Origin of the sequence: Methylotuvimicrobium sp. KM2, assembly GCF_038051925.1 — a bacterium.
Taxonomy (GTDB): domain Bacteria; phylum Pseudomonadota; class Gammaproteobacteria; order Methylococcales; family Methylomonadaceae; genus Methylotuvimicrobium.
This window is the reverse complement of record NZ_CP150634.1, coordinates 3,059,900-3,085,001: the sequence shown is the minus strand read 5'-3', so window position 1 is coordinate 3,085,001 and position 25,102 is coordinate 3,059,900. Positions and strand designations below refer to the sequence as shown.

Genomic DNA, 25,102 nt, shown 5'->3' with positions numbered 1-25,102 from the left:
GCTTTACCTAGCGGATGAAGAACGGTCGGTTTCGTTGGTGCGAATTCGCATGCCTTGAACCGGTGTGGAAAGATCGCTGACGATGATGCGCGGCTGACCGGGTAGTTCCGAGGCATGCAAGTAAACGACGCCTTGTTCGGCCCAGGCGGGGGTTATTTTGACGATGTCCAGTGTGTCTTGTTCGCTCATTAGCCAGAGCCGGTTGCCGTCATGCAATGCGGTTTCCGGCACAGGAAGTACGTCGACGAGGGTTTTGCCGGTAATTGCCGCCCGAACCAATGTGCCTAGCATCATGCGAGGTGAATTTTGGTTAGCCGGCTTTAGGCTGAGCGGATCTTCCACTTCAACCAATAATTTAGCCATGCGGCCTTCGGCTTCGACTTCCGCTTTCAGGCGTTTCACGGCGCCGATTCTGAATGCATCGGCCCCCCAAGCCCTTTCGTAACTGATCGTGACTTGCGAGCCCTGGTCGCCGTTGAAACCGGGAATCGTTATCCAACGTAATTTGTCGAGCGGCAGCGATACGTCGATCCAATAATAATCGGTTGCCACCAACTGCACGAGCGGAGTGCCGGTCGAGAAAGTCGACACCCAGGAACCGACATTGGCGTTGCGGGCCGTGACGACGGCGTTGAACGGTGCGATCGTACGGGTGCGTTCGAGATCCAGCTTGGCTTGTTCCAGCGCCGCTTCGGCGGCATTTAACGATGCCTTGGCGGCTTCCAGATGGGGTTTTCGTTGGACCAGCTCTTGAGCCAGTTCGTCCAATTCCTGGCCTAGCAATTGATATTCGCGTTGTGCGATGGCTTGTTGGCCCAATTCCATTTTTAGGTTGAAACGGGCTTGGGTGAGATCGCTTTGCGCTCTGCGTACGCGTAACTCGTAGTCGGTAGGGTCGAGACGGACGATTTCTTCGTCTTTTTTCAATAAGCCGCCTTCGATGAACTGATCGCTGACCGAAATGACCATGCCGTCGACACGCGAATTAAGATTGACGTTTTGCGCCGGGATGACATTGCCGAGCGCGAAAACGGTGGTTTGATAATCGATGGCTTGCGGCGTTATGATTTCGACCAATGGCGCCACGGTCGTAACGGGGGCGCGGACCGCGCGGGGCTTATTGCTTAGCCAATAAAAAGACAATGCCCCGGTAAATGCGATGATCGCCAGCGAAATCAGCAGTGTGGCGAATTTCTTGAAGGGATTAGTCATGGGTATCGTTCCTATTCGAAACCGGTTTGGTAAGCGGCCAGCCGCCTGCAAGCGACCGGTAAAGTTGAATTCTGTAATCGATCAATTCGCGTTCGGCGCGAATGAGTGTGCGCTGCATCGCTTGTAAGCTGTTCAATGTCGACAGCACCCGTAAAAAATCGAAAATCCCATAGGCGGACCGGATGCGAATGTTGTCATTGGCTTCGTTCAGATAGCGGAGCTGTTCTTTGAGGCTATTTAGCCGCTCGTGCTGGCGCGTTTCTTGTGCCAATGCGTTTTCGACTTCCTGCAACGATTGCAAGACGCTCTGACCATAGAGGTTCAGTGCTTCTTCTGTTGCAGCCTCGGTGCGCCGGACTTCCGCCACCCGGCGTCCGCCGTCGATCAAGGGCAGCACCAGATTGCCGGCCAACGTTGCCATCCAATTATTGAAGAAGGCTTGTAAGTCCGGAGCCGAGGTATCGAGGCTGGCCGATAAGCCGAGTTTCGGAAAGCGGTCGGCCACGGCCGCGGCAATACGAAGATCGGCGGCTTGCAAGCGATAATAGGCCTTCTTGACATCCGGGCGTCGTTGTATCAAATCCGAGGTCAAGCCGGTTTCGGGTAGGCCTGCGAGCTCGGGAAAATGATCGCCGGCAACAATGTCCAATGTTCCGGGGGCTTGTCCGGTCAAGACCGCCAATTGATTTTTTAATACCTCGATATTCGCGAGCACTGTATAGCGGTCGCCGACTACGCCTTCAAGTAATTGCCGCTGTTGGAATACATCGGCGGCGGTTGCTTGGCCGCCTCTGAAGCGGACTTCGACTAAGTCCGCGTATTGCTTATTGACTTCGATTTGTTCGTTCAATAAGTCGAGCTGTAGTTTTTGTTCGGTCAATAGATACCAAACGCGCGCTATTTCGGCCGACAAGGCAATCGCGGCGGTATGGATGTCTTGTTCGGCGGCTTTGATTTCCTGTTCGGCCGCGTAAGTGCCGGCGCGGATTCGGCCCCATAGGTCGACTTCGTAGCTGGCGATCAAGCCCAGCGAAAAGTTGTCGAAAGTCAGCGAGCCGGTATTGGCGTTATCCTCGATGAGGCGATTTGCGTTAGTCGTAGCATTAACGGCGGGGATCAATTCGGACCCTGCCTTGCGAGCTTCGGCTTCGGCTTGTTTGAGCCTTTCGAATGCCGCGGTGAGATCGAGGTTTTGCTGAAGCGCCGTATCGATCAGAGTATTCAACGCAGGATCGTTAAAGTTAAGCCACCAGCGGTCTTGAAGGGATTCGCCGCCGGTAATCGAAAACGTTTCCGGTACTGAAATCGGCGGATTGAATTCTTTGATATCAATACTGCATGCGCTGAGAAAAGCGACGATGAATAAAATCGAAGAATTTATGACTCGCATGTCTCGTCTCCAAGGCTTGGTTCGAGACGGTCGCGCAGTGCTTTAATTCCGGCCAATGAAAAATGCACGACATGATCGGCGTAGGCTGTCGGGTTCTCTAATTCCGGATTGTATCTTCGTGCCGGAAAGTGGCTTTGCATGTGTTTGATTTTCAAAAGATGAAAGCATTGGCCGATGATGCTGGCATGACAAAAATGTATCGTACGTTGATCCGCATTCGGTCCCAAGCATTCGGCAATGAGTTCAAGCATGGCTTGGCGCTGCGGATTGATTTCTTTTTCGAGAATTTCCGGCAGCAACGAGGTCGGTTGCGCCATTTCTTTGTTGATGATCGCGAAAAAATGCGAATCGTCGTCGGCGATGCGGGCGATCAAAGAGCGAATACGACCCGCTAGGCGTTTTTCTGGGGAAGCACTGGGCGCAACGCCGCCATCCGACGGATAAATTTCAAGGTCCTTGAGAAACGCATGGCGCCAGGCTTCGAGATAAAGACTTTCCTTATCTCGAAAATGATAATTGACCGAAGCAATATTAGTTTGGGCTTGTTCGCAGATTTCGGCAATCGTTGCTTCTTGAAAGCCTTTTTCGGCAAAAATTCGGCTGGCCGCGATAATTAAGCGGGTGCGAGTTTTTAACGGTTTGGCTGTAGGCTCGGGCATCGCGGATCAGATATTCAAACGAGAATTTCAAATATACATTTAAATTATCTAATAGACAAATTCCAGTCTTGTTTAATGACTCATGAGCCTGAGCGAGGGGCCCAAGAGTCCGAAACTACGAGCTTTCACAGTAACGATCATGAAGGCCTGGCCATCGCCCCGGCAGATGAAAGTGCGCGGCGTTGGCTGGGTTCGCTCCTTCCCAAGCTCGGCTCTCTCTGTTATACACAAGTATCGGTAAACTTGCTAAACAGAGGTCATCGTATATTTGGAAACGGTGTTGTTTGATAAATCTGCGGATATTGAACATTAGTGGCTTTCCCTCACCTAGCGTTAGGTGAGGGACGACGAAGGCGTCGCTCCCACAAGGGGCAGGATGCTCTGTGGGAGCGATCCCCTGATCGCGATTTCGAAGTCGAGATTGTTAAGTGACAATAAATGGTATCGAGGTCTCATCGGATAAGATTGTAAAAGAGTAATTTTTGACTTATGTGTAACGATGAGAACTCGGCTTGGGAAGGCAGTTCCGGAAGCTCTGCTTCCCGTGACGGCAAGCGGAGCTTGCGGAATCGTTTCCCAAGCAACGCTTGGGAAACAGCGATCGCTGAAAATCATGGAAACGGAGCGTCAGCGAAGTGATGATTTTTAGTCCCCGATAGCCGTAGCGCCGGGTGTTTTGCCGGAGTCTGCGCGAATAGCGCAGGCGGAGGCAAAATACAAGGCATCGCGACACGGCGTAAAGCCATTTGTGGGAGTGCTACGGAGCCGCATCGAGTATACGATGATGTGGCGTAGTGGCACGGACGCAGGGCGAATCGGGGCCGCCGAAGGCAATAATCGCCAAGTCATTTTTCGCTGCTGAAATCGGATGGACCCCATTTCAGCTTTCGCGAAAAATCTTGGCGCGCTTGAAAGAGTCCAAATCCACAAACTTTCACAGTAAGCGCCCGAAACAGTGTGCTTTTTGGAGGTTCGTGACTCGTTTAACAGGATTTTCTTGTCCCGAAATTGGATTAGCTAAGAGTGTATGGGGTGATAGAGGCTATGGGGAAATCAGGCTATAACTTCAGTGGCTTTTCGATCGGTGAATTGATAATTAATGCTCAGGCAGTGATCCAGCCATTTCAGCAAAAAATAATTTAATTGCCATTTATAATTTAAGATTTCAGAGATCTTGCCGGGGTCTTTGTAGACGCGAGAGACGTCTGATCTGGCATGATCGCGCAATACTTCGACGAGTTCCGCGTCCAAATATACGCGTACTGTGACATCCGGCACCCATAGATCGTTGGGTAATTGACCAAATCGATGGCTGAGTTTTACAGTAAGCGTGTGTGTCGAGCGTTCGAGAACCTCAAGCTGCAGGTCAGGTTTTTGCGAGGCTTTTCCGACCGCCGATTGTGCCAGATTTCTGATGTTCGGAATTAAGCTTAACAACTTTCGGTAATTAGAAGCACAGATGGTTTCCAAGCACGCCGCTTTGTTTTGCGGATGAATCCTGCTCATGATAGATCAGGATTCCCTATAACAGGCATGAGCGCTTGCGGTTTCCCATAAGGTCACTTGGTCGACATCGAACCCTTGTTCTTTAATATGTTGATAAATCATTTGACTCAATACTTCCGCGGTTGGATGCTCGTCTAGAGCCATGAATCGCTCTTGGGTTTCGGTTAAGTACGGAATGATCGGGTCGTTTTTATGCAATAGAAAATTATGATCCAAATGTTCGTTGATATAGTCTTCTACACACGCTTTTATGTCCGAAAAGTCACAAACCATGCCTTGCTCGTTAAGATGTTCTTGTTTAATCGTGATAGCAGCCTTAACGCTGTGTCCGTGAAGATGACGGCACTTGCCTGGGTGGTTCATCAGTCTATGCCCATAGCAAAAATAGACTTCCTTAGTAATCGTATACATGAGTTAGCAATCTCGGCCAATTTGGAATAATGTAAGTTAATGGCCTTTGATGCTCTTGATTGCGGCGGCAATTTCGTAGCGGCCATCATCTTGCTTTGTCGTTCTGACAACTTCGATATAGGCGGTCATGGGCGGAGTGATTGTGTTTTTGGGCGTAATATTGACCTCCATAGCGCTTCCGGGATCGAAGGACTGATCCGCAATGAAGGAGACACCAGAACCGCTAATGGATGTGCAAATTCCGGAATGACTTTCGCTTGCATCGGCTAACTTGTAGGTGAGTTCGCAATCGACGCTCATTCGGATGTAATTACGTTTTTCATCGTATTCCAGCATGTCAACTCTCTTCTTTATAATTGGATAAATTGTTTTTCCGTGAATGGCAGTGCTCGTTTTTGCTTTCAGACTGTTTGCGCGAAGTTTACTATAAATAAAATGCTTGTTCATGAAAATCACCTTGAAAGTTGCATAACTTCATATTATGAGATTCTGTTTTGGCATTGTTGCTCGTTAGCTACACTCCATACCTTTATAAAGTTAACCATTTTTTGAGCTTAAAGGGAGTTGTGGGTAAAAGTTTTCGGATAGACTATGGCTATTGATTGTAAATCATGTAATATTTTGCAGATTTTAACGATGTGAACCCCGTCAGGGTTTTGGGGATTTATTTATAATGACAAAAGCAACCGTTTTAACCGGTATCACGACCACCGGTACTCCTCATTTGGGAAATTATGTAGGCGCGATTAGGCCGGCCATTGCTGCTAGTAAGGATGCAAACGTCAGTCCGTTTTATTTTTTGGCCGATTATCATGCCTTGATCAAATGCCAGGACCCGGAAAAAGTCAGACAGTCGAGTCTCGAAATTGCCGCGACTTGGTTGGCGCTCGGCCTGGATACCTCGAATGCGGTGTTTTACCGGCAATCCGATGTGCCGGAGATTACCGAGTTGGCCTGGATGTTGACGTGCGTAACGGCAAAAGGACTCATGAATAGGGCGCATGCTTACAAGGCAGCGGTTGCCGAAAACGAACAAGGCGGCGAAAACGATCCCGACAAAGGCATTACGATGGGTTTGTTTAGTTATCCGATTCTGATGGCGGCCGACATTTTGATATTCAATGCACACAAGGTACCTGTCGGAAAAGATCAAATTCAGCATATCGAAATGGCTCGGGATATCGCCGGGCGTTTCAATCATATTTATGGCGAACATTTTGTTATCCCGGATGCGGTTGTGACTGAAAATGCCGCGACTCTGTCCGGTTTGGACGGACGGAAAATGAGTAAAAGTTACAACAATACGATCCCGCTATTCGAACCCGAGAAAAAACTCAGAAAACTGATTAACAAAATCAAAACCAATTCACTTGAACCGGGCGAGCCGAAAGATCCCGATGGTTGCACTTTGTTTGGTATTTATCAGGCTTTTGCCCGGCCTTCGGAAGTCGATGAAGTTCGAAAACTCTATGCGGACGGTATTGCTTGGGGTGAAATGAAAAAGTTGTTGTTCGAATATATCAACGACCATATTGCCCCGGCCCGAGAGCGTTATGAAGCCTTATTACAGGCGCCTGAGCATATTGAAAACGAATTGCAGGAAGGCGCTAAAAAGGCCCGCGATATAAGCGTGCCTTTTATGAAGCAATTGCGAGAGGCGGTTGGGATTTCTCGTATTGGGGTTTAGTGGTTTTGCTGGGGACGGAGCGCTACGTTAAGTGAAGAGATATGCACAAAAACTTCTCAAAATAGTTAGCTTTGCAGTGGTTCTGTGACCCGCTTGACAGGCTCGGCACCTAAATTCCATAGGTCATTGGTAATAATTCATAACCATGGCTTATTTAGGTGCTGGGCGAATACGTCTATGTGGGCTCTACGCCCTCGGATACCCTTATTTTTATTCTCCTTGGGTGGGTTCGCGGCGCTCCTCTAATGCACCTCGCACATTCAACCTAACGTTCATGAAGGTCTGGCAACCGCATCTTATTCGGAAACAACATTGTTTTTCATACCGAAAAATTAGATAAGGAGTCCGAATTAGTGAACTTTCACAGTAACGTTCATGATGGCCTAGCAATCGCCCCCGGCAAATGAAAGTGCGAGGCGGGTTAGGGTGCGGTCACTCGCCCGACAGGACGCCGTGAACCCAGCACCTAAATTATCCAAGATAGTTAACCATAGCCAATAGGCTATGGAATTTAGGTGCTGGGTGAATACGACCATGTAGGCTCGACGGCGGCTATCTGATCGCCAAGGATGGCGTGAATGCAGATTTTGCATTACGCCATGGATGGCGTGTATTAGGGCAATGCAGGAGCAATTGCCGAGGAGCAAAAATCTGCCCTGCCGCCGACGCCTGTCGATCGAGCAACCGCACCTTTCTCGGAGCCGGCATCGTACTTTCACAGTAAGTGCAGCGATTTTTTCGGTACGAACGGAGTAAACGAGTTTTCTCATAACTGAATCGCAGTAACTTTCTATGTGTCGGAATTCGGTGTGTCGGAATCCGTACCGATTTTCAATCAACTTCTATTTAGCAGTATTTCCCTTGACCGATATTATGTCTGAAGAATATGTATTCGACCGCGATTACGCAACCGAAGCTTTAAAAGTATCGCCGCATTCAATACAAGCCGAGCAATCCGTGCTCGGCGGTTTGATGCTGGATAACCAAACCTGGGATTCGATCGCCGATAAAGTTGTCGAAGGCGATTTTTATCGCAAGGATCATCGAATGATTTTTCGAGCCATCGAAAAATTGGCGGAAAAACAAGATCCTTTCGATGTCATTACCTTATCGGAGGCACTCGCTTCCGCCGGACAATTGAACGAGGTCGGCGGTCTGGCCTATTTAGGCACCTTGGCAAAGGATACGCCGAGTGCCGCGAATATCGTCGCTTATGCAACCATTGTTCGCGATAAGTCCGTTTTAAGGCAGTTGATCCATGTCGGAACCGATATATCCGACTCGGCTTTTAATCCGGAAGGGCGCGATACATCGGAGTTGCTCGAAAATGCCGAGCGCCAAGTATTTCAAATCGCCGAACAGCGCCAACGCGGGCAGGGCGGTTTCACGTCGATCAAGTCGTTGCTGGCGCAGGCGGTCGATAAGATCGAAATGCTTTATGAGCAAGAAGGCAATATCACCGGCGCGAGCACCGGATTCAATGATTTCGACGAAATGACCTCGGGCCTGCAGCCGTCCGATTTAATTATTGTGGCAGGCCGACCGTCAATGGGTAAAACCACGATCGCGATGAACATGGCGGAGAATGTTGCAATCAAAGGCGATAAACCGGTTGCGGTGTTCAGTATGGAAATGCCTGGAGACTCCTTGGCGATGCGTATGATGTCCTCATTGGGGCGTATCGATCAACATAAAATTAGGACCGGTAAACTTGACGACGACGAATGGCCGCGTTTGACTTCGGCGATTAATTTATTGGCCGAAACCAAATTGTTTATCGACGATACGCCGGCGTTGACGCCGACCGAAGTCCGCTCGAGAGCGCGGCGATTGATGCGCGAACATGGTCAGCTGGGTTTGATTGTATTGGATTATTTGCAATTGATGCAGTCACCGGCAAGCGGTGATAGCCGGGTTCAGCAAATATCGGATATTTCCAGGGGGCTCAAAGCCTTGGCCAAGGAACTCAATGTGCCGGTTATCGCATTATCTCAGCTTAACCGGAATTTGGAGCAGCGGCCCAATAAACGGCCGGTGATGTCCGATTTGCGTGAATCGGGCGGTATCGAACAGGATGCCGACGTGATCGTGTTCGTTTATCGGGATGAGGTTTACAATCCGGATAGTCCGGAGAAAGGCGTGGCCGAAATTATCATCGGTAAGCAACGTAACGGTCCGATAGGCACGGTCAGGTTGACTTTCCTCGGGCAATACACTCGATTTGAAAACTTTGCCGGAAACCCTTACGGCGGAGACGATTACGAATGACGCCGGCCGCTTATGTCAAATTGAACCTAGATGCGTTACGCCATAATTTGAATGTGGCCCGGCGTTACGCACCCGACTCTAAAGTCATGGCGGTGATTAAAGCCAACGCTTATGGACACGGATTATTGCGCGTCGCGGAACGCTTAACCGAAGCGGACGGCTTTGCCGTGGCCCGCGTCGATGAAGGCATTCGCTTGCGCCAAGCAGGTATTACGCAACGCATCGCGGTTATGGAAGGTTTTACGTGTTCTGAGGAATTGGACGATTTGATCGATTTCGGTTTAGATCCCTTAATTCACTCGTTCGGGCAGTTGGATATCATTGATCGAAAATTCGGCTCTATCGGAATCAATGCTTGGTTGAAAATCGATACCGGCATGAACCGTTTGGGGTTTTCGGCTGACGAGGTCGTAAAAGTTCATCAGCGTTTGAGATCGAGCTCGTTAATCAAGCAACCGGTTGGTTTTATAACCCATTTGGCAAATGCCGACCTGAGATCCGACCCAATGACTTTGAAACAAATCGACTTATTTAACAGGACATTGTCGGGTTTTGCAGGGCCGCGTAGCATCGCGAATTCAGCCGGGATTTTAGGTTGGCGGGAAGCGTTGACCGACTGGGTAAGACCCGGAATTATGTTGTATGGAATTTCTCCGTTCCCCGAAACGACTGGAGGTGATTTCGATTTAAAGCCGGTCATGGCTTTGCATTCCCGGTTGATTGCCGTTAAATCCGTACGGCAAGGCGATACGGTGGGTTACGGCGGTACTTGGGTGTGCGATAGGCCGATTAAAATGGGGGTTGTCGCAATTGGCTACGGGGACGGTTATCCTCGTCATGCTCGATCCGGCACGCCGGTTCTTGTTAACGGCAAGCGCGTCGCGATGATCGGTAGGGTATCGATGGATATGATCACGGTCGATTTGAGCGGACAAGACGATGCCAAGCCGGGTGATCCGGTGACGCTATGGGGAGGCGGATTGCCGATCGAAGAGGTGGCGTCTTGGTCGGGAACCATCCCCTACACACTGGTTTGCGGCATTACTCAGCGAGTGCAGATTGTTGAAGAGTGATCTACTCCCTTCTTACTGAAGAATCGTTCAACTTTGTTGGGTATGGGGTATGCCTATCGAGGAGCGCCGTGAACCCGTCCATGGGGGCTTGACGGCGGCTCCCTGCCGCCGACATCCTCGCTAGGCATACCCCACACCTTCTCGTTCTTATACGCTTTTTCGGTCAAAAGGGAGTAGGTTGAGCAATATAGTACTTCGGTACAGTTAACAATTACGCAAAACAGACTAGACTCTTTTCTAAGTTGAAAACGTGGATGATTTTGACTCAAATAAACACAGAGGGGTGGAATTGGCTTTTTGAAAATCGGAAACTTAAAACTTAAACGATCGGTAAATTTATGATAGATTTGCAAATAATTGATAATGACGAAGACATTCTGCGGTTCATCGACGATCCGAGCCTAAAAATACGAGTCGATCATGACGAAATAAAGGCCTTGATCGCGGTTGAAAGATACAAGCCGCTTGTCGTTGTGCTTCGCTATGAACTTCGCGAACAGCAAACCGCCGAATATATTGCGTTATTAAATGCGGCGAGTCCCGATAGCAAAATAATTTTGGTCGCACCTGAGTTGACCGATCGTGAGGTCATCGATTGCTTGGTTTCGGGAGCCAGGGGGTATTTACCGTTTGCCGATTTGACAAGGTTTTTTAATAAGGCGGTCAAGGTTATTCGGCAAGAAGAGGCTTGGGTATCCCGCCGAATCATCTCGTTGTTGTGGAAAAAACTTCAACAACCGGTAAAAGAGTGCAATTCGGGTGATTTTATCGATCTATTTTCCGCAGGTAGGGCATTTCGGGTTTTTTCTTAATTTCATGCTGTTCCATTCCATCGTCAAACCGTCCAGTAATAATAATCGCCCGGTTAGCGTTTCGCCGGCGCCGGTAATTAACTTAATTGCCTCAAGCGCTTGAATGCAGCCAATAATGCCGGTAATGGGCGCAATAACGCCGTTGGTTGCGCAATTCTGCATCTCTTCTCCCGTGTCCGAGTACAAGCAGTTGTAACAAGGGCTGTCATGTAATCCCGGTGTAAAAACCGATACTTGGCCTTCAAATCGTATCGCGGCTCCGGATACCAATGGTGTTTGGTGTTTGACACAGGCGCTGTTAATCGCGAATCGGGTCGAAAAATTATCGCTACAATCAAGGACGATATCGGCTTTTTCTACGGTTTTGTCGAGCGCGATTCCGGTCAAGCGCTGCTTGAAAATATTAACTTGAGTATCCGGATTTAATTTTTTTAAGGTCTTTTGGGTTGAAATTACTTTGTCCGTCCCAATATCGTCGGTGTAGTGAGCGATTTGTCGCTGTAGGTTCGAAAGGTCGACTGTGTCGTCATCGTAAATAGTGATTTGTCCGACACCGGCTGCCGTGAGATAGATCGAAGCCGGTGAGCCAAGGCCGCCCGCACCGACGATCAAGACGTGTGCGCCAAGCAATTGTTGCTGGCCTTCGATATCGATTTGCGGCAGCATGATTTGCCGGCTGTAGCGTAATAGTTGGTCGTCTTTCATATTTTTAGGATAAATATCAATTTAGGTGCGAATGATGCCAAAGAACTTGACAGACTGCAAAAGCTGATTATTATTAGCACTCATTACTAGCGAGTGCTAATAATCCACTTTATTGTTTATATCGATTAGGAGATATTGATGAAAATACGCCCTTTACACGACAGAGTAATTATCAAACGTGTTGAAGAAGAAACCAAAACCGCCGGCGGTATCGTATTGCCTGGTTCTGCCGCCGAAAAACCGAGTCAAGGTGAAGTTTTAGCGGTAGGAACCGGTAAAGCGCTCGATAACGGTCAAGTCCGTGCGTTAGAAGTTAAAGTCGGCGATAAAGTGTTATTTGGTAAATATTCAGGTAGCGAAGTCAAAATCGACGGTGAAGAAGTCGTTGTGATGCGCGAAGAAGACATCATGGCTGTTCTGAGCTAACGGTCTCTTTTAACTGATTAAGTATTTAACATTAACCACAGAATCTAGGAATAAACATGGCAGCAAAAGAAGTTAAATTCGGTAGTGACGCACGTACCCTGATGGTTGCAGGTGTCAATATTTTAGCGAATGCGGTAAAAGTTACTTTGGGGCCTAAAGGCCGTAATGCGGTTTTGGATAAAAGCTTCGGCGCACCGACCATCACCAAAGACGGCGTCTCGGTTGCGAAAGAAATCGAGTTGCAAGACAAATTCGAAAACATGGGCGCGCAAATGGTTAAAGAAGTCGCGTCTCATACATCCGACGTTGCCGGTGACGGTACCACGACTGCGACCGTTCTGGCTCAATCCATCGTTAACGAGGGCTTGAAGGCCGTTGCAGCCGGTATGAACCCGATGGACTTAAAGAGAGGCATCGACTTAGCCGTGACTACAGCGGTCAAAGCCATCGAAGCGGCAGCAACGCCTTGCACAGACAGCAAAGCGATTGCGCAAGTCGGCACGATCTCCGCCAACTCCGACGAGTCTGTTGGTCAAATCATCGCCGAAGCGATGGAAAAAGTCGGTAAAGAAGGTGTCATCACCGTCGAAGAAGGTTCAGGTTTGGACAACCAACTGGATGTTGTCGAAGGGATGCAGTTCGATCGCGGTTACCTGTCTCCTTACTTCATCAACAATCAAGACAGCATGAGCGCCGAATTGGAAAATCCGTTCATCCTGCTGTACGACAAAAAAATCTCCAACATTCGTGATTTGTTGCCGGTACTGGAAGGTGTTGCCAAATCAGGCCGTCCGTTGTTGATTGTTGCCGAAGACGTCGAAGGCGAAGCGCTGGCGACTCTGGTTGTCAACAATCTGCGCGGTATCGTTAAAGTCGCTGCGGTTAAAGCGCCTGGCTTCGGCGATCGTCGTAAAGCGATGCTTGAAGACATCGCGATTTTGACTGGCGGCACCGTGATTTCGGAAGAAGTCGGTCTGTCTTTGGAAAAAGCTGAATTGGATCTTTTGGGCACAGCGAAAAAAGTTCAAGTCACTAAAGACAATACTACGGTTATCGACGGTGCGGGCACAGATGAAAGCATCAAGGCACGGGTAGCACAAATCCGCAAGCAAGCCGATGATGCATCTTCCGACTATGATAAAGAAAAATTGCAAGAGCGTTTGGCTAAATTGGCCGGCGGTGTTGCAGTGATCAAAGTCGGCGCGGCGACTGAAGTCGAAATGAAAGAGAAAAAAGCTCGCGTCGAAGATGCGCTGCACTCTACTCGTGCTGCGGTTGAAGAAGGTGTGGTTGCCGGTGGCGGTACTGCCCTGGTCCGCGCTTTGAAATCGCTGGAAGGGCTGAAAGGCGCGAACCACGATCAAGATGTCGGTGTCAACATTCTGCGCCGTGCGATGGAAGAGCCTCTGCGTCAAATCGTCAAAAACGCGGGCGAAGAGTCTTCAGTCGTCTTGAACGAAGTCGCTAAAGGCACTGGTAACTTCGGTTACAATGCAGCAACCGGCGAATACGGCGATATGATCGAAATGGGTATTTTGGATCCTGCAAAAGTCACTCGTTTCGCATTACAAAACGCTGCATCCGTCGCGAGTCTGATGATCACCACTGAAGTGATGATCGCCGACGCGCCAAGTGACGATAAAGGCGCTGGCATGCCTGATATGGGTGGCATGGGCGGAATGGGTGGTATGGGCGGTATGGGCGGCATGATGTAATCGCCGTTCGAGTTCATCGCTTGACGCAAAGCCCCGGTCGAGTCATTTCGTCCGGGGCTTTTTTATGGGTTGAAAAAAAGGGGAGCGTGATGAAGATTGAACCAATAGCTTGCGAGCTTCACGACTACATAGAAATCGCCTGTATGTACGGTTACCTCGTCAAATTGACACTGACGGAACATCGAAGTCTCGAAGGCAAAGCGATCGACGTTGTGACTGAACAGGATAAGCGCGAATTTTTGGTTATTGATAATGGGGAAAGGCAAAAAATCGAATTATCTGAAATCGTTGAAATGGAAACGCGGACCCCGGGGGCGAAGTTTCAAAGTATTCGTTTCAAATAAAAACTTTTTAAGGAGCGAGCGGAAGGCCCCGGTTAATTTTAATCGGGGCCTGGTCATGGACTTAAATTTTCATCCTATCAGAGGTAGTTTCGGATGTTGGACTCGTCTTGAGCGACAAGGTTTTTGTCGATCGATTTGCCGACTAGTTTCATGATTTGGTCGTTTAGGGTTTGGCGCAGCGTGCCGAGGAAAGCCGGAGGGGCAATTAAAACGAGATCGTTGAATTCGTTGTTAACTCGGCCCTGTTCCAATTTATCGCCTATTTGATGAGCGAAACGGATGGCTTCTTGTTGCTTGACATCGGTAACCGGTTCAAACGAGTGTGCTCCGTTACCTCGCCCGCCTTGTTGGGCGGAAACGACATCTTGTGTCTTGAGCTTTCCTTCGGCATGGACTAGATCCTCAAGTTCGCGCAAAGGTTCTTTTTTTCCTTCATAGAAAAAAAAACGTGCTCTACTGCTGTCTGCTACCACGACCCATTTACTATACATAAGTTGTACTCCTTAACCAATATGTCGGAACGGTTTGCCGCATCCTTGCAATTATTGCCGACATTCCTTTGTCATCTTGAGTGTAGCGCTTTGCAGAGGGTTTGTCTAAAGGAAAGGTGCGAGGGACAGCCGATCTTACGCCCTCGCCGAAATAGGTGGCGTAGTTCGTAAGATGGGCTGGAAAACATATGCGTCGATTTCATCTTTCGTCAGATAGATGAGCTGCTAATGACACCATCGCTTCGTTTAACCAATTTATCGATGAGTTGACCATCCGCATCAATCAGTTCCAATTGTAAGGGCATTTTGCCGACTGCATGGGTTGCGCACGATAAACAAGGGTCGTAGGCGCGGATCGCGACTTCCAAGTTATTTAACAGCGGCTCGGTCAATTCGCGACCGTTTAAATATTCGGCGGCGACCTGGCGGACCGATTCGTTCATGCCCATGTTATTGCTGGTTGTTGAAACGATCAAATTGGCGCGGGTGACAATGTCGTTTTCATCGACTTGATAATGATGAAACAGTGTGCCGCGAGGGGCTTCGATCACGCCGATGCCTTCAAATCGCTTTTCACCTTGCGCGACGAGGTCGTCACTCATGATTTCCGGGTCGTTCAGCAAGACTTTGATGCTTTCGGCGCAGTGTAGCGTTTCTATCATTCGCGCCCAATGGGTTGCCAGGGTGCTATGAACCATTGCTTCACCGCCGTGTTGTTTGAATTCGATGCGAGCCGCCTCGGCCAACGGGGTGTCGATATAGTCGCAATTATTGACGCGGGCCAGCGGGCCGACGCGGTACCAGCCGTTTTCCTTGCCTTCCGACAACAAATAAGGAAACTTCATGTAGGTCCAGGAACGGACTTCTTCATGAATATAATCGTTGTAGCGGCAATAATCGATATGATCGATGATTGTTTGGCCATTATCTTTTTTAGCACGGAGGCCGCCGTGATAAAGCTCCAGCGCACCGTCCGGGCGGGTGAGGCCCAGATAATTACTGCGTATTGTCGCGAAATCGTCGTAATAGGGCAGATTCGAACAATGGACTCTTTTGACTAGTTGTACCGTTGCCGCCGCCCATTCGATCATTTGATCGATATCGGTCAACAAATAATCGCGCTCTTCACGGGATAACGGTTTGTTCATGCCGCCGGCGATTGCTCCGGTGCCGTGTACACGCTTGCCGGAAATCATGCGGATCACTTCTTGGCCGTATTTGCGAAGCTTGACGCCCTGTACGCCGATTTCAGGGTGCTCGGCCAGTACCGCGATGATGTTGCGTTTGCCGATCTCGCTTTCGAAGCCGAACAATAAATCAGGGCTCGACAAATGGAAAAAATGTAAGGCGTGGGACTGCATGACTTGGCCGAAATGCAGCAAGCGCCTTAATTTGGTTGAGGCCGGAGGCAGATTTTCCGGGTCGATGCCGACGAGCTGATCGATTGCCTTGGCGGCCGCTAAATGGTGGCTGACCGGGCAGATGCCGCATAGGCGCTGCACTAAAACAGGCAGCTCCCAATAAGGACGGCCCTGAATGAAGCGCTCGAAGCCGCGAAATTCGACGATATGCAAGCGGGCCTGTTGGACCTTGTTGTTTTCATCGAGCAGTAATGTGACTTTGCCATGGCCTTCGACCCGGGATACCGGATCGACTACGACACGTTTAAGGTTTTCCGGGCTGGCGGCTGTTTCTAAATGTTCGTACATAAGTGTTCTCGATAATTTTATTGACTCGCGCAGAGGCGCAGAGTTTATTCCATGGTTCACTCAATGATAGGGTTGGTTCATCGAGCAACCCCTGTGGACTGCCGAAATCTTAATAATGCTGTTCTCGGCGCATTTGCGCCTCTGCGGGAAATAATTAATCCTTTCGAATTATCTCAGCGCGAGAATCCACATCAATCATAATGCACCAACTCGTATGGCAGCGAGGGTTCGCGGCCTTCGAGCAAGTCGGTTAAAAATTTCCAAAAAACATCTGCCGACGGAGGGCATCCCGGTAAGAAGTAGTCGATCTTGACGATTTCATGCACCGGGCGAACCTTGTCCAGCAGCAATGGTAACTCCGGGTCGCTTGGAATCTGCGGGTTTTCGACGCCGATGCCGTCTAAATAGGCTTCGGTTAGGCATTCTTCAAGCGGAATGAAATTACGCATCGCCGGCAAGCCGCCGTTGATGGCGCAGGCGCCGACCGCGACCAGTGTTTTGCAGTTTTTACGAAATTCGCGCAATACATGTACGTTTTCCGAATTGCATACGCCTCCTTCGATTAAACCGATGTCGCAATTCGTGCAATGTTCGATGTCGGTAATCGGCGAACGATCGAATTCGACCGCCTCGGCGAGTTGCAGCATACGTTCGTCGATGTCGAGAAACGACATATGGCAACCGAAACAGCCGGCTAGCGATGTGGTTGCGACTCTGATTTTATTAGTCATGACTCTCGTGCTCCGTTTCCAAGCTGACTTGATCGATTTGTTTGTGATCGTAAATACGTTGTCCGATCGGGATTGTATAGCCGGTTCGTTTGATCAGAATCGCTCCGGTCGGACAGATGTGCGCGGCTCGGTCGCCGGCATCGATATCGCTGTCTTTCAACTGCCCGGACTCGGAATTAACAATCAAGTGCTTGTTAATACCACGGCCTGAAATCGCAAAAACGTTTTTGCCGTCGGCTTGTTGGCTGGCTCTGACGCATAAAGTGCAAAAAATGCAGCGATTATGGTCGATCATGACGTCCGGGTGGCTCGCATCCATTTTACGTTCCGCGAAAAAGTGCGGAAAATGATTGTCGAGCATATTCAAATGATAAGCGACGCCTTGCAATTGGCAGTTGCCGGATTTTTCGCAGGACGGGCAAAAATGATTGCCTTCGACGAATAGCATTTGTGTGATTTTTTGGCGGTCCTGATTGATTTCGGCCGTTTCGCTCAATACATTTTGGCCTTCTGTTGCCGGGAATGTACAAGCTGAACATGTGCGGCCATTGACATTAACGTTGCATAGCTTACAGCTACCGTGCGGCGTGAATTCCGGGTGATGGCATAGATGCGGAATATAAACGCCGGCCGCAGTAGCGGCATCCATGATGGTTTGTCCATCTTCGAATGGAATGGGCTTGCCGTCCAAGGTAAATGTTTTGCTCATGCTATTCCTCCACCTGGGCTAGATGTGCCCCTGCATCATTACGGTTTGCCATGCGTCTGGCAGTTTCAAGGGAAGCGTTTAAATCGAAGCCGGGCTCGTAACTGATTTTTTTCAATTGGCTTTGATATAAGTCGGGATACCTTTCCAAGGTATGAATGATCGGATTGGCCGCCGTTTGGCCTAAGCCGCAATGGCTATGGTTTTTAACCAGGCGGGTCAATTCTTCAAGGGCAACCACATCACCGGCCGAACCGTGGCCGTCGACGATCTTGTCGAGTTGTTTTTTCAATAACGACGTGCCGACACGGCAAGGTGTGCAAAAACCACAACTTTCATGCGCGAAGAAATCAGTGAAATTACGCACGATGTCGAGAATGTTGCGTGTCGAATTAAACACGATGAACGAGCCACCCGTGGCTAAATCCTCGAATCCTAGTATGCGATCGAGTTCCTGGTTGGAAATAAAGGTGCCGGACGGCCCGCCGATTTGAACGCCAAGTACATCGTGGGCGCCGCAATCCTCCAGAATTTTCCGTACCGTAACGCCAAACGGATATTCGTAAATGCCGGGACGTAGACAGTCGCCGCTAATGCTAAGAACCTTGGTGCCTTGGGATTTTTCCGTGCCTTTATCCGCGAACCAAGCGCCTCCGTGTAAGGCAATGTTGGCGGTGGCCGCGAAAGTTTCAACGTTGTTGACGACAGTGGGCTTGTTTAAATAGCCTTGGGAAACAGGGTAGGGCGGACGATTTCGCGGAATACCGCATTTGCCTTCGAGCGATTCGATTAATGCCGACTCCTCGCCGCAGATATAGGCGCCGGCGCCGAGACAGATCTCGATATCGAAATTTAGGCCTTTGCCGAGAATATCGTTACCGAGCAAACCGGCCTGACGGCGTTGTTCGAGAATGTTTTCCAATTTTTGGTAAAGATGAAGATATTCGCCGCGTAGATACAGAAAACCCTGCTTGGCGCCGATTAGTGCCGCGCAAATAGTCATGCCTTCGAAAACATGGTCGGCATAGCTATTCAGTAATACTCGGTCTTTGAATGTTCCGGGTTCGCCTTCATCGGCATTGCAGACTACATAGCGTTCTTGTTCCGATTCTTCGGAGCAAAATCGCCATTTCATTGCCGTTTTAAAGCCTGCGCCGCCTCGCCCTCTGAGTCCGGATTTATCGACTTCCGATAGCGTTTCTTTTGGGCCGCGTGCGAAAGTCGCTTGGAGGCCTTCTCCGGCAGTTAGGCGACTGCTCAATAGCAAATCGGATTGATAGATGTTATCGCTGACCTCAAAGAATTCCTTGGGCCAGTCGTCAAGTGCTTTTTGTTCGTCGATCAATTGTGCGATCGCGTCGATTCTAGGTCGGTCAAGGCGAGTGATCGCGCGGCCATTGATCAGTCCGGCGGGGCCTTGATCGCACATGCCGGTGCATGAAGTATTATCCAAACTGATCAATCCGTCTTCACGAACGCTGCCGGGCGACACGGAAAGTTTGTTAGATAGATAGTCCATCAAATTGTGTTTGCCGAGCATGTGATCGGTAATCGAATCGCTAATCAATATATCGTAACGTCCGCGCGGCGTTAAATGAAGAAAGCTATAAAATTCAATGACGCCGATAATGCGAGTTGTTGGAATATTTAATTCCTTGGATAGCAATCGAATGGCTTGGTTCGGGATATGGAAGTATCGCGCCTGAACGGCGCGTAATATTGCTAAAAGCCGAGTTGGGCGCCTTGCGTGGGTTTCAACGAGATTTTGAATGAACGATTCCATGGTGTCTCTCTGCTGCACTGGGTTATGACGGAGGAGCTTAAGTTCAACTATATGCCAATATTAAAAAAAATACCATTACATAGAGTGAACACAGTGTTTTCGAATGTGGGTAATTTCAGCATGGTTTGTCAGTTGAACACCATAAAATATGGGTTTTTTGGGTTGCCATAACCTAGCACTCTCCGTTGAAAGGTACGATTCCGGATTCATTGGTGCTCAAAATTTTCGTGAATAAGCTGAAACATTCACGGCATACAAAAGCCTGTTATTTTGTCTATTGTTGCGAAAAAAATACAATCTCGGCGTGGCGATAACAAAACATTTAATTAGTTAAAAAAAATATTAAAGTAAGGGGCTGTAGTTATTGATAAATAATATTTTTTAATAAAAAATTGTGTTGATGGAAAAAATAATGATGTAAACTATGTACACTTGAAGTGTATAAATACGACAGGTCTTTGTTGTAAAAATACAACGGACTTGGTTTAAATTGCATGCAACTTGAGTTTTTCTTAAAAAGTAAACATTTTTCATATCGGTCATTTCTATCGAGAACCCCGGATTGTTAAAGGTTTTTATTCAGTTTAGAGGTTGTTATGTGTTTAAAAAAATTAATGGCTAGTGCTTTATTGGCAGGATTTGTCGCCACTCCTTCGGCTTGGGCCGAAGAACTACAGGATGAGCGCTGGTATGTTGCGCCATTCGGCACCTTCATCAAATCAGGCGGCGACCGCGGCGCTAAAGACGGTTGGGGCGGCGGTATGGGCTTCGGGAAAATGCTCAACGAACACTTCAACGTAGAGTTGAGGGGCTTCTACCAAGGTTTCAGCGGCTACAATAACGCCGAAACAGGTCAAACCAAAGGGCGTTGGGATTTAACCGGCGGTTCGGCGGATCTGCAATATTACTTTTTTCGCGATACCTTTTCGCCCTATATCGTTGCCGGCATCGGCGGCATGAATACCAGCGTGCCTGGCAACAGCGCAGCTTCGATTACCGGCGAAGGCGGTGCCGGGTTTACTTATGAATTGCATGATAACTTTTTGCTTCGTAGTGATGTGCGTTACCGTTACAACAATAACTTCAACGCCAATCTGCGTCCTGGTACCGAGGAATTTCATGACATGACCGTCAATGTCGGCTTTGTGATTCCGTTCGGAGAAAAACCGAGAGCCGCTGTTACACCCGTTAAATTCGAACCCGAGCCGGCTGCTCCGGATTGTTCGAACCTGGATTCGGATGGTGACGGCGTCAACGATTGTTTGGATAAATGCCCGGGGACTATTTCCGGTAGCAAGGTCGATGCGCAGGGTTGCCCTATCAGTATCGAGCTCAAAGGCGTTAACTTTAGATTCGATTCTGCCGAACTGACCGAACAAGCAAAGATAATTTTAGATGGAGTCGCTGAAAAGTTGATTGCCTATCCACAAGAAAAAGAAATTGAAGTTCAAGGTCATACCAGTAGCGAAGGTGGCTACAACTACAACATGAGATTGTCTGAGCGCCGGTCGCAATCGGTTGTTGATTACCTGAAAGCTAAAGGGGTAACCGACAGTATGCACGCTAAAGGTTTCGGCCCCAATCGTCCTATTGCCGATAATAGAACTGAAGAAGGTCGGGTGCAAAATCGCCGTGTAGAATTGATTTGGATGGAAAATTAACCCAGCCTTAACAACTCTTGTAGTGACGATGGATTATGATATTGAAAATTATTATTAGCTTTCAATTGCTTATGCTCGATAAATGTTAGGGCTGGGTTAAGTAATTTTCTTTCATCGCTTTCGAACAATAAAAACCCGCTTTCGAGCGGGTTTTTTTTATATTTGGGCTGGCTTTTACATCCACCCATACGCGTCAAGCTAAAAACGACCAACCCACATCTCGCTCTTTCCCAAGCTCCAGCTTGGGAAAGACACCCCGGAAGCTTCCCCTTCGGCTGCGCTCAGGGCAAGCCTTCGACAAGGCTCTCCTGAGCGCAGCCGTCGGGCTCAGGGCAAGAGTTTCCTGAGACCGACACAACTTCCGCGTATTCTCAATCAAGTCCGACTCGCTCGCTCGCTCGTTCAATCTTTCTTGATTGTCGGGAAGCTAGAGCTTGGGTAACAGCATTAACTGAAATATTTTTGAAATTAATGGTGTTATACCTTTCGCACTTCAAATTTCGGCAGTGGCTGAGGAGGCGACGGGGTGTGCGGCAAAGGCTTTGCCAGCATGGAGCTGGCATAGAGCCTACAGGGATGTATTCACGGCGTCCTTTGACGGACACCCCGGCGCCGAATTTTGATCTGCGATGATGATATGGACTCCTCTCACTCTGTTGGTGTCAAATAGCACCTTAGTAAAAAACAAAACAAGAGGAGTCCGAGATGAATACTAGCGTAATTGGTTTAGATATCGCAAAGAACATTTTTCATCTGTATACGTTGAATGCGGATAATAAAGTCATCAAGAAAAAACTCAAACGGGCGCAAGTCTTGACCTTCTTCGCCAATTATCCGGTCAGCACGATTGGTATCGAGGCGTGCGGCAGTAGCCATTATTGGGCTAGAGAATTAACTAAACTGGGCCATGAAGTGATGTTATTGAACGCGAAGTTTGTCAAGAGCTTCTTGGTCGGCAACAAGAATGATTTTAACGATGCCCAAGCGATTTTTGATGCGGTCGGCCGGCCCAATAAGCGGGTGGTGTCGATCAAAACCGAGGTACAGCAAGATATGCAACTGCTTCATAATCTACGCCAGGATCTGGTCAAACGACGAACTGCTGTAGTGAATCAGATTCGTGGAGCCTTGCTGGAGCGCGGCATTGCCATTCACAAAGGGGTCGATCAAGTCAGAAAACAATTGCCTGATATTTTAGAAGATGCCGAGAACGGACTAACAGCGCTGTGTCGAGAGCTGATTGCGGAGCAAGCTGAGCGGTTGAGAGAATTGGATAAGGTGATTAAGGAGCAAGACAAACGGCTGGGCAGGCTCAGTCAAGCCGATGCATTAAGCCGGCGCATGCTGGATGTTCCCGGGGTGGGTCCGATCACCGCCACGATTGTGGCATCTGATATCGGGGACGGCAAAGGCTATACCAGTAGCCGAGATTATGCGGCGAGTCTGGGCCTGGTTCCCGGGCAGCATAGCAGCGGCGATAAACCCCGCTATCTGGGGATCAGTAAACGGGGTAATCGTTATATCCGAACCAACTTAATTCATGGTGCACGCGCGGTGGTCAAAAACTGTGCTGGCAAAACAGATCAACTCAGCCGGTGGCTGCAGTCGCTGGTCGAGCGACGCGGCTTTAACAAGGCCGCGGTTGCCCTGGCCAACAAAAACGCCCGCATCTTGTGGGCAATGACCACGAAAAATGAAGCTTATCAAGGGGCGCCTGCCTAACGCGGGCTTCGGGCCGGGTTATCCACCCTTTGCCCACCGGCTCCGAGCTAGAGAAGAGAGCTCTCCGCCCGTGGACAAAGCGTGGATAACCCTGATGAGTGCGATTGATTTAACCGAGTACACAAGATTGCGGAGGCAAGTAGACAATCATTGATGACAACAACAGGTCAGACCGGTGCTTTTACAACCCGATATACTCATAGGTTCTTAAGAAACCGTTACGATGGTTGAGGAATAGGCGCGCGGATAGATTCATCAGGAGTCCTGAGGCAATAAAGCCTCTGTTGAGAGACCGGATATATGGCTGCAATCTTGATCTCTGTTTTGACATCATTTTTTGAAAACTTGGCTTGCAATAAACGAGGAGTCCATATAAGGCTATTAGGCGCCAAGTGTAGGGTGCGCATCGCGCACCTAGGTCGGGCCTCGTTGTGTTGAGTTTTAGTCATGCGCAAATAATCCAAGGCCAGGCGGGTATTGCGACCCGGCATTGGAAGGTTTTGGGTCGATGTGATGTGCGAGAAGTAACAGAGATATCAAAACTTATCGGCATTCCATTGGTAGGACTCCATGATGTCTTTACAAAGGCCAGGCTCTTGGCCGCTAACCCAACCTTTGCCTTCATGGAAACCTTTAGGAAGGTCGGCAAGAGTCGGACCGAATTTGCGGGTCTTGCATCCTTGAGACTGAGGGTTGTCGCAACAGCATTTCATCGCGGCGACATGTTTTTTTATCAGGGCTGGGGCTGCGGCAATAGGCGGCATCCAGTTTCTTTCGTTCGGACCCGAAGTTAGCCAGGTGCTCAGCGTTTTGTCGGGATGACCGGTGGCAAATTCAAAACTATAACCGCAAGTTCCGGAGGTCGTCATTTTATGGCACTGAGTACATAGTTGTGGTTCACCGTCTATAGGGTCGGTTGTAATCTGGAGAATATTATGATTGTTAAAGAAGTTTTGAAAAGGCTTGCCAACCGCTAAAAAGGGTAAAGGCGCCATCGTGTAAATATCCGGTAGGCCGTGTTTTGAATTGATGTATGGACTGTATTTGACGCCGTGTGCATTGTGGCAGGCAACGCAACCGGCTTCCGCGGTAAACGCCGGCGATTTAAAAGCCTGGTTGGCATCGCGGTACCAAAGATCCTGCGGAAAGTCTTTCGGTGGTCTTGCTTGCTCCGGATTGTATTGATTTAAATAATCGTTCTTGCTAGGAAGGGGGGTATCAAGGGGCGGCAAAAAACCGACCACTGCTTCGCCATATTGAGTGAGATAACAACTTTTTCCTGTTTTTGTATTCCGCAGGATAATGCCGATATCGTTAAAAGTATTGTAGAGGTAATAAAGTTCGGTTTTCTCAGTGCTAGACGCTTTCTCAAAGCGTTCTTTTCTTTGCTGCTGGTTCATGCCTAAATTTGCTTTGGTTTTCCGAAACCAATCTTTTTCGAATTGATTCCCTTTTTGCCGGCAGTTGAGCACCATGATGTTGTCGTCATCGAGTTGCTTAATTTGTAAATGCGAATAAGTCCAGCAGCCCATATCGCCGCCTAGCCAATGAGGGTTGTCGCATCTTTTGGAATTGGAGAGGAGTTTTTCCCAGTTATCTTCTTGAATTTCTTTTTTGTCGACATAGATAGGCACTTGTGTGCCGTCTAAACATGAGAGTACCGGCAATTTTCGGGTGATCCCAAGCTCAGCCTTGCATGCTTCTACATGCTGAAGAACGGTATAGTCCGATGAGGTATCATGAGTGTTGGGACGGTAAACCAAGTACGCTATGACACCGATAATCAGTGTAACCGTCAGGATTAGTGTTGTTTTCATAGTCTACTACCTCTTAAATTGTTAGGTTTATTATAGAAAAGAGGTGTTGCCGCTTGAGTTATTAAATAAATAACGCTTTAGCTTTTTTTATGCAAGCCCTATCCGCAAGAAACTTAAGGTTATTGTCATGTAGCGGACATGAGCGCTTTTCTGTCGGCTTAACTAGAATCAATAAAAACAATAAGTTATTTAGTTATTGCGCGGAAAGGTAAGTTTTTTTAATCAAGGACTTGAAAAAATGTGAAATCGATCATAATATCCAACCAATGCAGTC

At 48.6% G+C, this 25,102-nt stretch carries 22 protein-coding genes; 9 read left to right on the top strand and 13 right to left on the bottom strand.

The genetic code is table 11. The annotated features are described in order from the left end of the window. Positions 1–3 precede the first annotated feature (3 nt). The 6 genes from WJM45_RS12920 to WJM45_RS12895 all read right to left on the bottom strand — a co-directional run bounded on the left by WJM45_RS12920 (position 4) and on the right by WJM45_RS12895 (position 5,625). Positions 4–1,212, bottom strand: coding sequence for an efflux RND transporter periplasmic adaptor subunit (locus WJM45_RS12920; RefSeq protein ID WP_341325513.1), 1,209 nt, complete (start codon positions 1,210–1,212; stop codon positions 4–6). Further along, on the bottom strand, positions 1,205–2,602 hold the full coding sequence (locus tag WJM45_RS12915; protein ID WP_341325512.1) for an efflux transporter outer membrane subunit: 1,398 nt from the start codon (positions 2,600–2,602) through the stop codon (positions 1,205–1,207). Before WJM45_RS12915 ends, WJM45_RS12920 begins: the two co-directional genes overlap by 8 nt. Continuing rightward, the gene (locus WJM45_RS12910) at positions 2,590–3,261 is read right to left on the bottom strand and encodes a CerR family C-terminal domain-containing protein (protein WP_341325511.1); all 672 of its coding nucleotides are present in this window, start codon (positions 3,259–3,261) and stop codon (positions 2,590–2,592) included. The genes WJM45_RS12915 and WJM45_RS12910 overlap by 13 nt, the downstream gene beginning before the upstream one ends. 1,053 nt (positions 3,262–4,314) lie before the next feature. Then, on the bottom strand, positions 4,315–4,767 hold the full coding sequence (locus tag WJM45_RS12905) for a DUF1249 domain-containing protein (RefSeq protein WP_341325510.1): 453 nt from the start codon (positions 4,765–4,767) through the stop codon (positions 4,315–4,317). 6 nt (positions 4,768–4,773) lie between these two features. Further along, positions 4,774–5,178, bottom strand: a complete 405-nt coding sequence (locus WJM45_RS12900) for a 6-carboxytetrahydropterin synthase (RefSeq protein WP_341325509.1) — start codon at positions 5,176–5,178, stop codon at positions 4,774–4,776. Positions 5,179–5,214: 36 nt separating this feature from the next. Continuing rightward, a complete protein-coding gene (locus WJM45_RS12895) occupies positions 5,215–5,625 on the bottom strand; it encodes a PilZ domain-containing protein (protein ID WP_341325508.1) in 411 nt (136 codons plus the stop codon). A 226-nt stretch (positions 5,626–5,851) separates the two neighbouring features. Here WJM45_RS12895 and WJM45_RS12890 point away from each other — a divergent pair, with 226 nt between their 5' ends. From WJM45_RS12890 to WJM45_RS12875, 4 genes are all read left to right on the top strand, one after another. Continuing rightward, complete coding sequence (locus WJM45_RS12890; protein ID WP_341325507.1) at positions 5,852–6,865, top strand: tryptophan--tRNA ligase; 1,014 nt, start codon at positions 5,852–5,854, stop codon at positions 6,863–6,865. A gap of 873 nt (positions 6,866–7,738) precedes the next feature. Further along, positions 7,739–9,133 (top strand): replicative DNA helicase, encoded by a 1,395-nt coding sequence (gene dnaB, locus WJM45_RS12885; protein WP_341325506.1) that lies wholly within the window; start codon positions 7,739–7,741, stop codon positions 9,131–9,133. After that, positions 9,130–10,206, top strand: coding sequence for an alanine racemase (alr, locus tag WJM45_RS12880; RefSeq protein ID WP_341325505.1), 1,077 nt, complete (start codon positions 9,130–9,132; stop codon positions 10,204–10,206). Before dnaB ends, alr begins: the two co-directional genes overlap by 4 nt. Before the next feature lie 338 nt (positions 10,207–10,544). Next, positions 10,545–11,018 (top strand): DNA-binding response regulator, encoded by a 474-nt coding sequence (locus tag WJM45_RS12875; RefSeq protein WP_341325504.1) that lies wholly within the window; start codon positions 10,545–10,547, stop codon positions 11,016–11,018. Here WJM45_RS12875 and moeB read toward each other — a convergent pair. After that, positions 10,980–11,723 (bottom strand): molybdopterin-synthase adenylyltransferase MoeB, encoded by a 744-nt coding sequence (gene moeB, locus WJM45_RS12870; RefSeq protein WP_341325503.1) that lies wholly within the window; start codon positions 11,721–11,723, stop codon positions 10,980–10,982. The genes WJM45_RS12875 and moeB overlap by 39 nt on opposite strands. Positions 11,724–11,861: 138 nt before the next feature. On the opposite strand from moeB, the gene groES reads away from it, so the two are divergent. The 3 genes from groES to WJM45_RS12855 all read left to right on the top strand — a co-directional run bounded on the left by groES (position 11,862) and on the right by WJM45_RS12855 (position 14,208). After that, positions 11,862–12,149, top strand: a complete 288-nt coding sequence (gene groES, locus WJM45_RS12865) for a co-chaperone GroES (RefSeq protein WP_341325502.1) — start codon at positions 11,862–11,864, stop codon at positions 12,147–12,149. Between the two features lie 56 nt (positions 12,150–12,205). Further along, a complete protein-coding gene (groL, locus tag WJM45_RS12860; protein WP_341325501.1) occupies positions 12,206–13,864 on the top strand; it encodes a chaperonin GroEL in 1,659 nt (552 codons plus the stop codon). 89 nt (positions 13,865–13,953) lie between these two features. Beyond that, complete coding sequence (locus tag WJM45_RS12855; protein WP_341325500.1) at positions 13,954–14,208, top strand: Rho-binding antiterminator; 255 nt, start codon at positions 13,954–13,956, stop codon at positions 14,206–14,208. A gap of 77 nt (positions 14,209–14,285) precedes the next feature. On the opposite strand, the gene WJM45_RS12850 is transcribed toward WJM45_RS12855, so the two are convergent. From WJM45_RS12850 to WJM45_RS12830, 5 genes are all read right to left on the bottom strand, one after another. After that, on the bottom strand, positions 14,286–14,699 hold the full coding sequence (locus tag WJM45_RS12850; RefSeq protein ID WP_341325499.1) for a host attachment protein: 414 nt from the start codon (positions 14,697–14,699) through the stop codon (positions 14,286–14,288). A gap of 209 nt (positions 14,700–14,908) precedes the next feature. Beyond that, entirely contained in the window at positions 14,909–16,408 is a 1,500-nt protein-coding gene (locus tag WJM45_RS12845) for a Ni/Fe hydrogenase subunit alpha (protein ID WP_341325498.1), read from the bottom strand. A 191-nt stretch (positions 16,409–16,599) separates the two neighbouring features. After that, positions 16,600–17,139, bottom strand: a complete 540-nt coding sequence (locus WJM45_RS12840) for an NADP oxidoreductase (protein ID WP_341325497.1) — start codon at positions 17,137–17,139, stop codon at positions 16,600–16,602. Next, on the bottom strand, positions 17,132–17,848 hold the full coding sequence (locus WJM45_RS12835) for a 2Fe-2S iron-sulfur cluster-binding protein (protein WP_341325496.1): 717 nt from the start codon (positions 17,846–17,848) through the stop codon (positions 17,132–17,134). Before WJM45_RS12835 ends, WJM45_RS12840 begins: the two co-directional genes overlap by 8 nt. A gap of 1 nt (position 17,849) precedes the next feature. Beyond that, positions 17,850–19,628 carry an NAD(P)H-dependent oxidoreductase subunit E gene (locus tag WJM45_RS12830; RefSeq protein ID WP_341325495.1) on the bottom strand — a complete coding sequence of 593 codons (1,779 nt, stop codon included), beginning with the start codon at positions 19,626–19,628 and terminating at the stop codon, positions 17,850–17,852. A gap of 596 nt (positions 19,629–20,224) precedes the next feature. Here WJM45_RS12830 and WJM45_RS12825 point away from each other — a divergent pair. Further along, on the top strand, positions 20,225–21,289 hold the full coding sequence (locus WJM45_RS12825; protein WP_341325494.1) for an OmpA family protein: 1,065 nt from the start codon (positions 20,225–20,227) through the stop codon (positions 21,287–21,289). 705 nt (positions 21,290–21,994) lie between these two features. Further along, positions 21,995–23,011 (top strand): IS110 family transposase, encoded by a 1,017-nt coding sequence (locus tag WJM45_RS12820; protein WP_341325493.1) that lies wholly within the window; start codon positions 21,995–21,997, stop codon positions 23,009–23,011. A 536-nt stretch (positions 23,012–23,547) separates the two neighbouring features. Here WJM45_RS12820 and WJM45_RS12815 read toward each other — a convergent pair. Then, a complete protein-coding gene (locus tag WJM45_RS12815) occupies positions 23,548–24,828 on the bottom strand; it encodes a hypothetical protein (RefSeq protein ID WP_341325492.1) in 1,281 nt (426 codons plus the stop codon). Between the last annotated feature and the right edge of the window lie 274 nt (positions 24,829–25,102).

What these genes read in the sequence shown, in the direction of transcription:
- WJM45_RS12920 (WP_341325513.1), bottom strand. Translation starts at nt 1,212, where the DNA reads ATGACTAATCCCTTCAAGAAATTCGCCACACTGCTGATTTCGCTGGCG.
- WJM45_RS12915 (WP_341325512.1), bottom strand. Translation starts at nt 2,602, where the DNA reads ATGCGAGTCATAAATTCTTCGATTTTATTCATCGTCGCTTTTCTCAGC.
- WJM45_RS12910 (WP_341325511.1), bottom strand. Translation starts at nt 3,261, where the DNA reads ATGCCCGAGCCTACAGCCAAACCGTTAAAAACTCGCACCCGCTTAATT.
- WJM45_RS12905 (WP_341325510.1), bottom strand. Translation starts at nt 4,767, where the DNA reads ATGAGCAGGATTCATCCGCAAAACAAAGCGGCGTGCTTGGAAACCATC.
- WJM45_RS12900 (WP_341325509.1), bottom strand. Translation starts at nt 5,178, where the DNA reads ATGTATACGATTACTAAGGAAGTCTATTTTTGCTATGGGCATAGACTG.
- WJM45_RS12895 (WP_341325508.1), bottom strand. Translation starts at nt 5,625, where the DNA reads ATGAACAAGCATTTTATTTATAGTAAACTTCGCGCAAACAGTCTGAAA.
- WJM45_RS12890 (WP_341325507.1), top strand. Translation starts at nt 5,852, where the DNA reads ATGACAAAAGCAACCGTTTTAACCGGTATCACGACCACCGGTACTCCT.
- dnaB (WP_341325506.1), top strand. Translation starts at nt 7,739, where the DNA reads ATGTCTGAAGAATATGTATTCGACCGCGATTACGCAACCGAAGCTTTA.
- alr (WP_341325505.1), top strand. Translation starts at nt 9,130, where the DNA reads ATGACGCCGGCCGCTTATGTCAAATTGAACCTAGATGCGTTACGCCAT.
- WJM45_RS12875 (WP_341325504.1), top strand. Translation starts at nt 10,545, where the DNA reads ATGATAGATTTGCAAATAATTGATAATGACGAAGACATTCTGCGGTTC.
- moeB (WP_341325503.1), bottom strand. Translation starts at nt 11,723, where the DNA reads ATGAAAGACGACCAACTATTACGCTACAGCCGGCAAATCATGCTGCCG.
- groES (WP_341325502.1), top strand. Translation starts at nt 11,862, where the DNA reads ATGAAAATACGCCCTTTACACGACAGAGTAATTATCAAACGTGTTGAA.
- groL (WP_341325501.1), top strand. Translation starts at nt 12,206, where the DNA reads ATGGCAGCAAAAGAAGTTAAATTCGGTAGTGACGCACGTACCCTGATG.
- WJM45_RS12855 (WP_341325500.1), top strand. Translation starts at nt 13,954, where the DNA reads ATGAAGATTGAACCAATAGCTTGCGAGCTTCACGACTACATAGAAATC.
- WJM45_RS12850 (WP_341325499.1), bottom strand. Translation starts at nt 14,699, where the DNA reads ATGTATAGTAAATGGGTCGTGGTAGCAGACAGCAGTAGAGCACGTTTT.
- WJM45_RS12845 (WP_341325498.1), bottom strand. Translation starts at nt 16,408, where the DNA reads ATGTACGAACATTTAGAAACAGCCGCCAGCCCGGAAAACCTTAAACGT.
- WJM45_RS12840 (WP_341325497.1), bottom strand. Translation starts at nt 17,139, where the DNA reads ATGACTAATAAAATCAGAGTCGCAACCACATCGCTAGCCGGCTGTTTC.
- WJM45_RS12835 (WP_341325496.1), bottom strand. Translation starts at nt 17,848, where the DNA reads ATGAGCAAAACATTTACCTTGGACGGCAAGCCCATTCCATTCGAAGAT.
- WJM45_RS12830 (WP_341325495.1), bottom strand. Translation starts at nt 19,628, where the DNA reads ATGGAATCGTTCATTCAAAATCTCGTTGAAACCCACGCAAGGCGCCCA.
- WJM45_RS12825 (WP_341325494.1), top strand. Translation starts at nt 20,225, where the DNA reads ATGTGTTTAAAAAAATTAATGGCTAGTGCTTTATTGGCAGGATTTGTC.
- WJM45_RS12820 (WP_341325493.1), top strand. Translation starts at nt 21,995, where the DNA reads ATGAATACTAGCGTAATTGGTTTAGATATCGCAAAGAACATTTTTCAT.
- WJM45_RS12815 (WP_341325492.1), bottom strand. Translation starts at nt 24,828, where the DNA reads ATGAAAACAACACTAATCCTGACGGTTACACTGATTATCGGTGTCATA.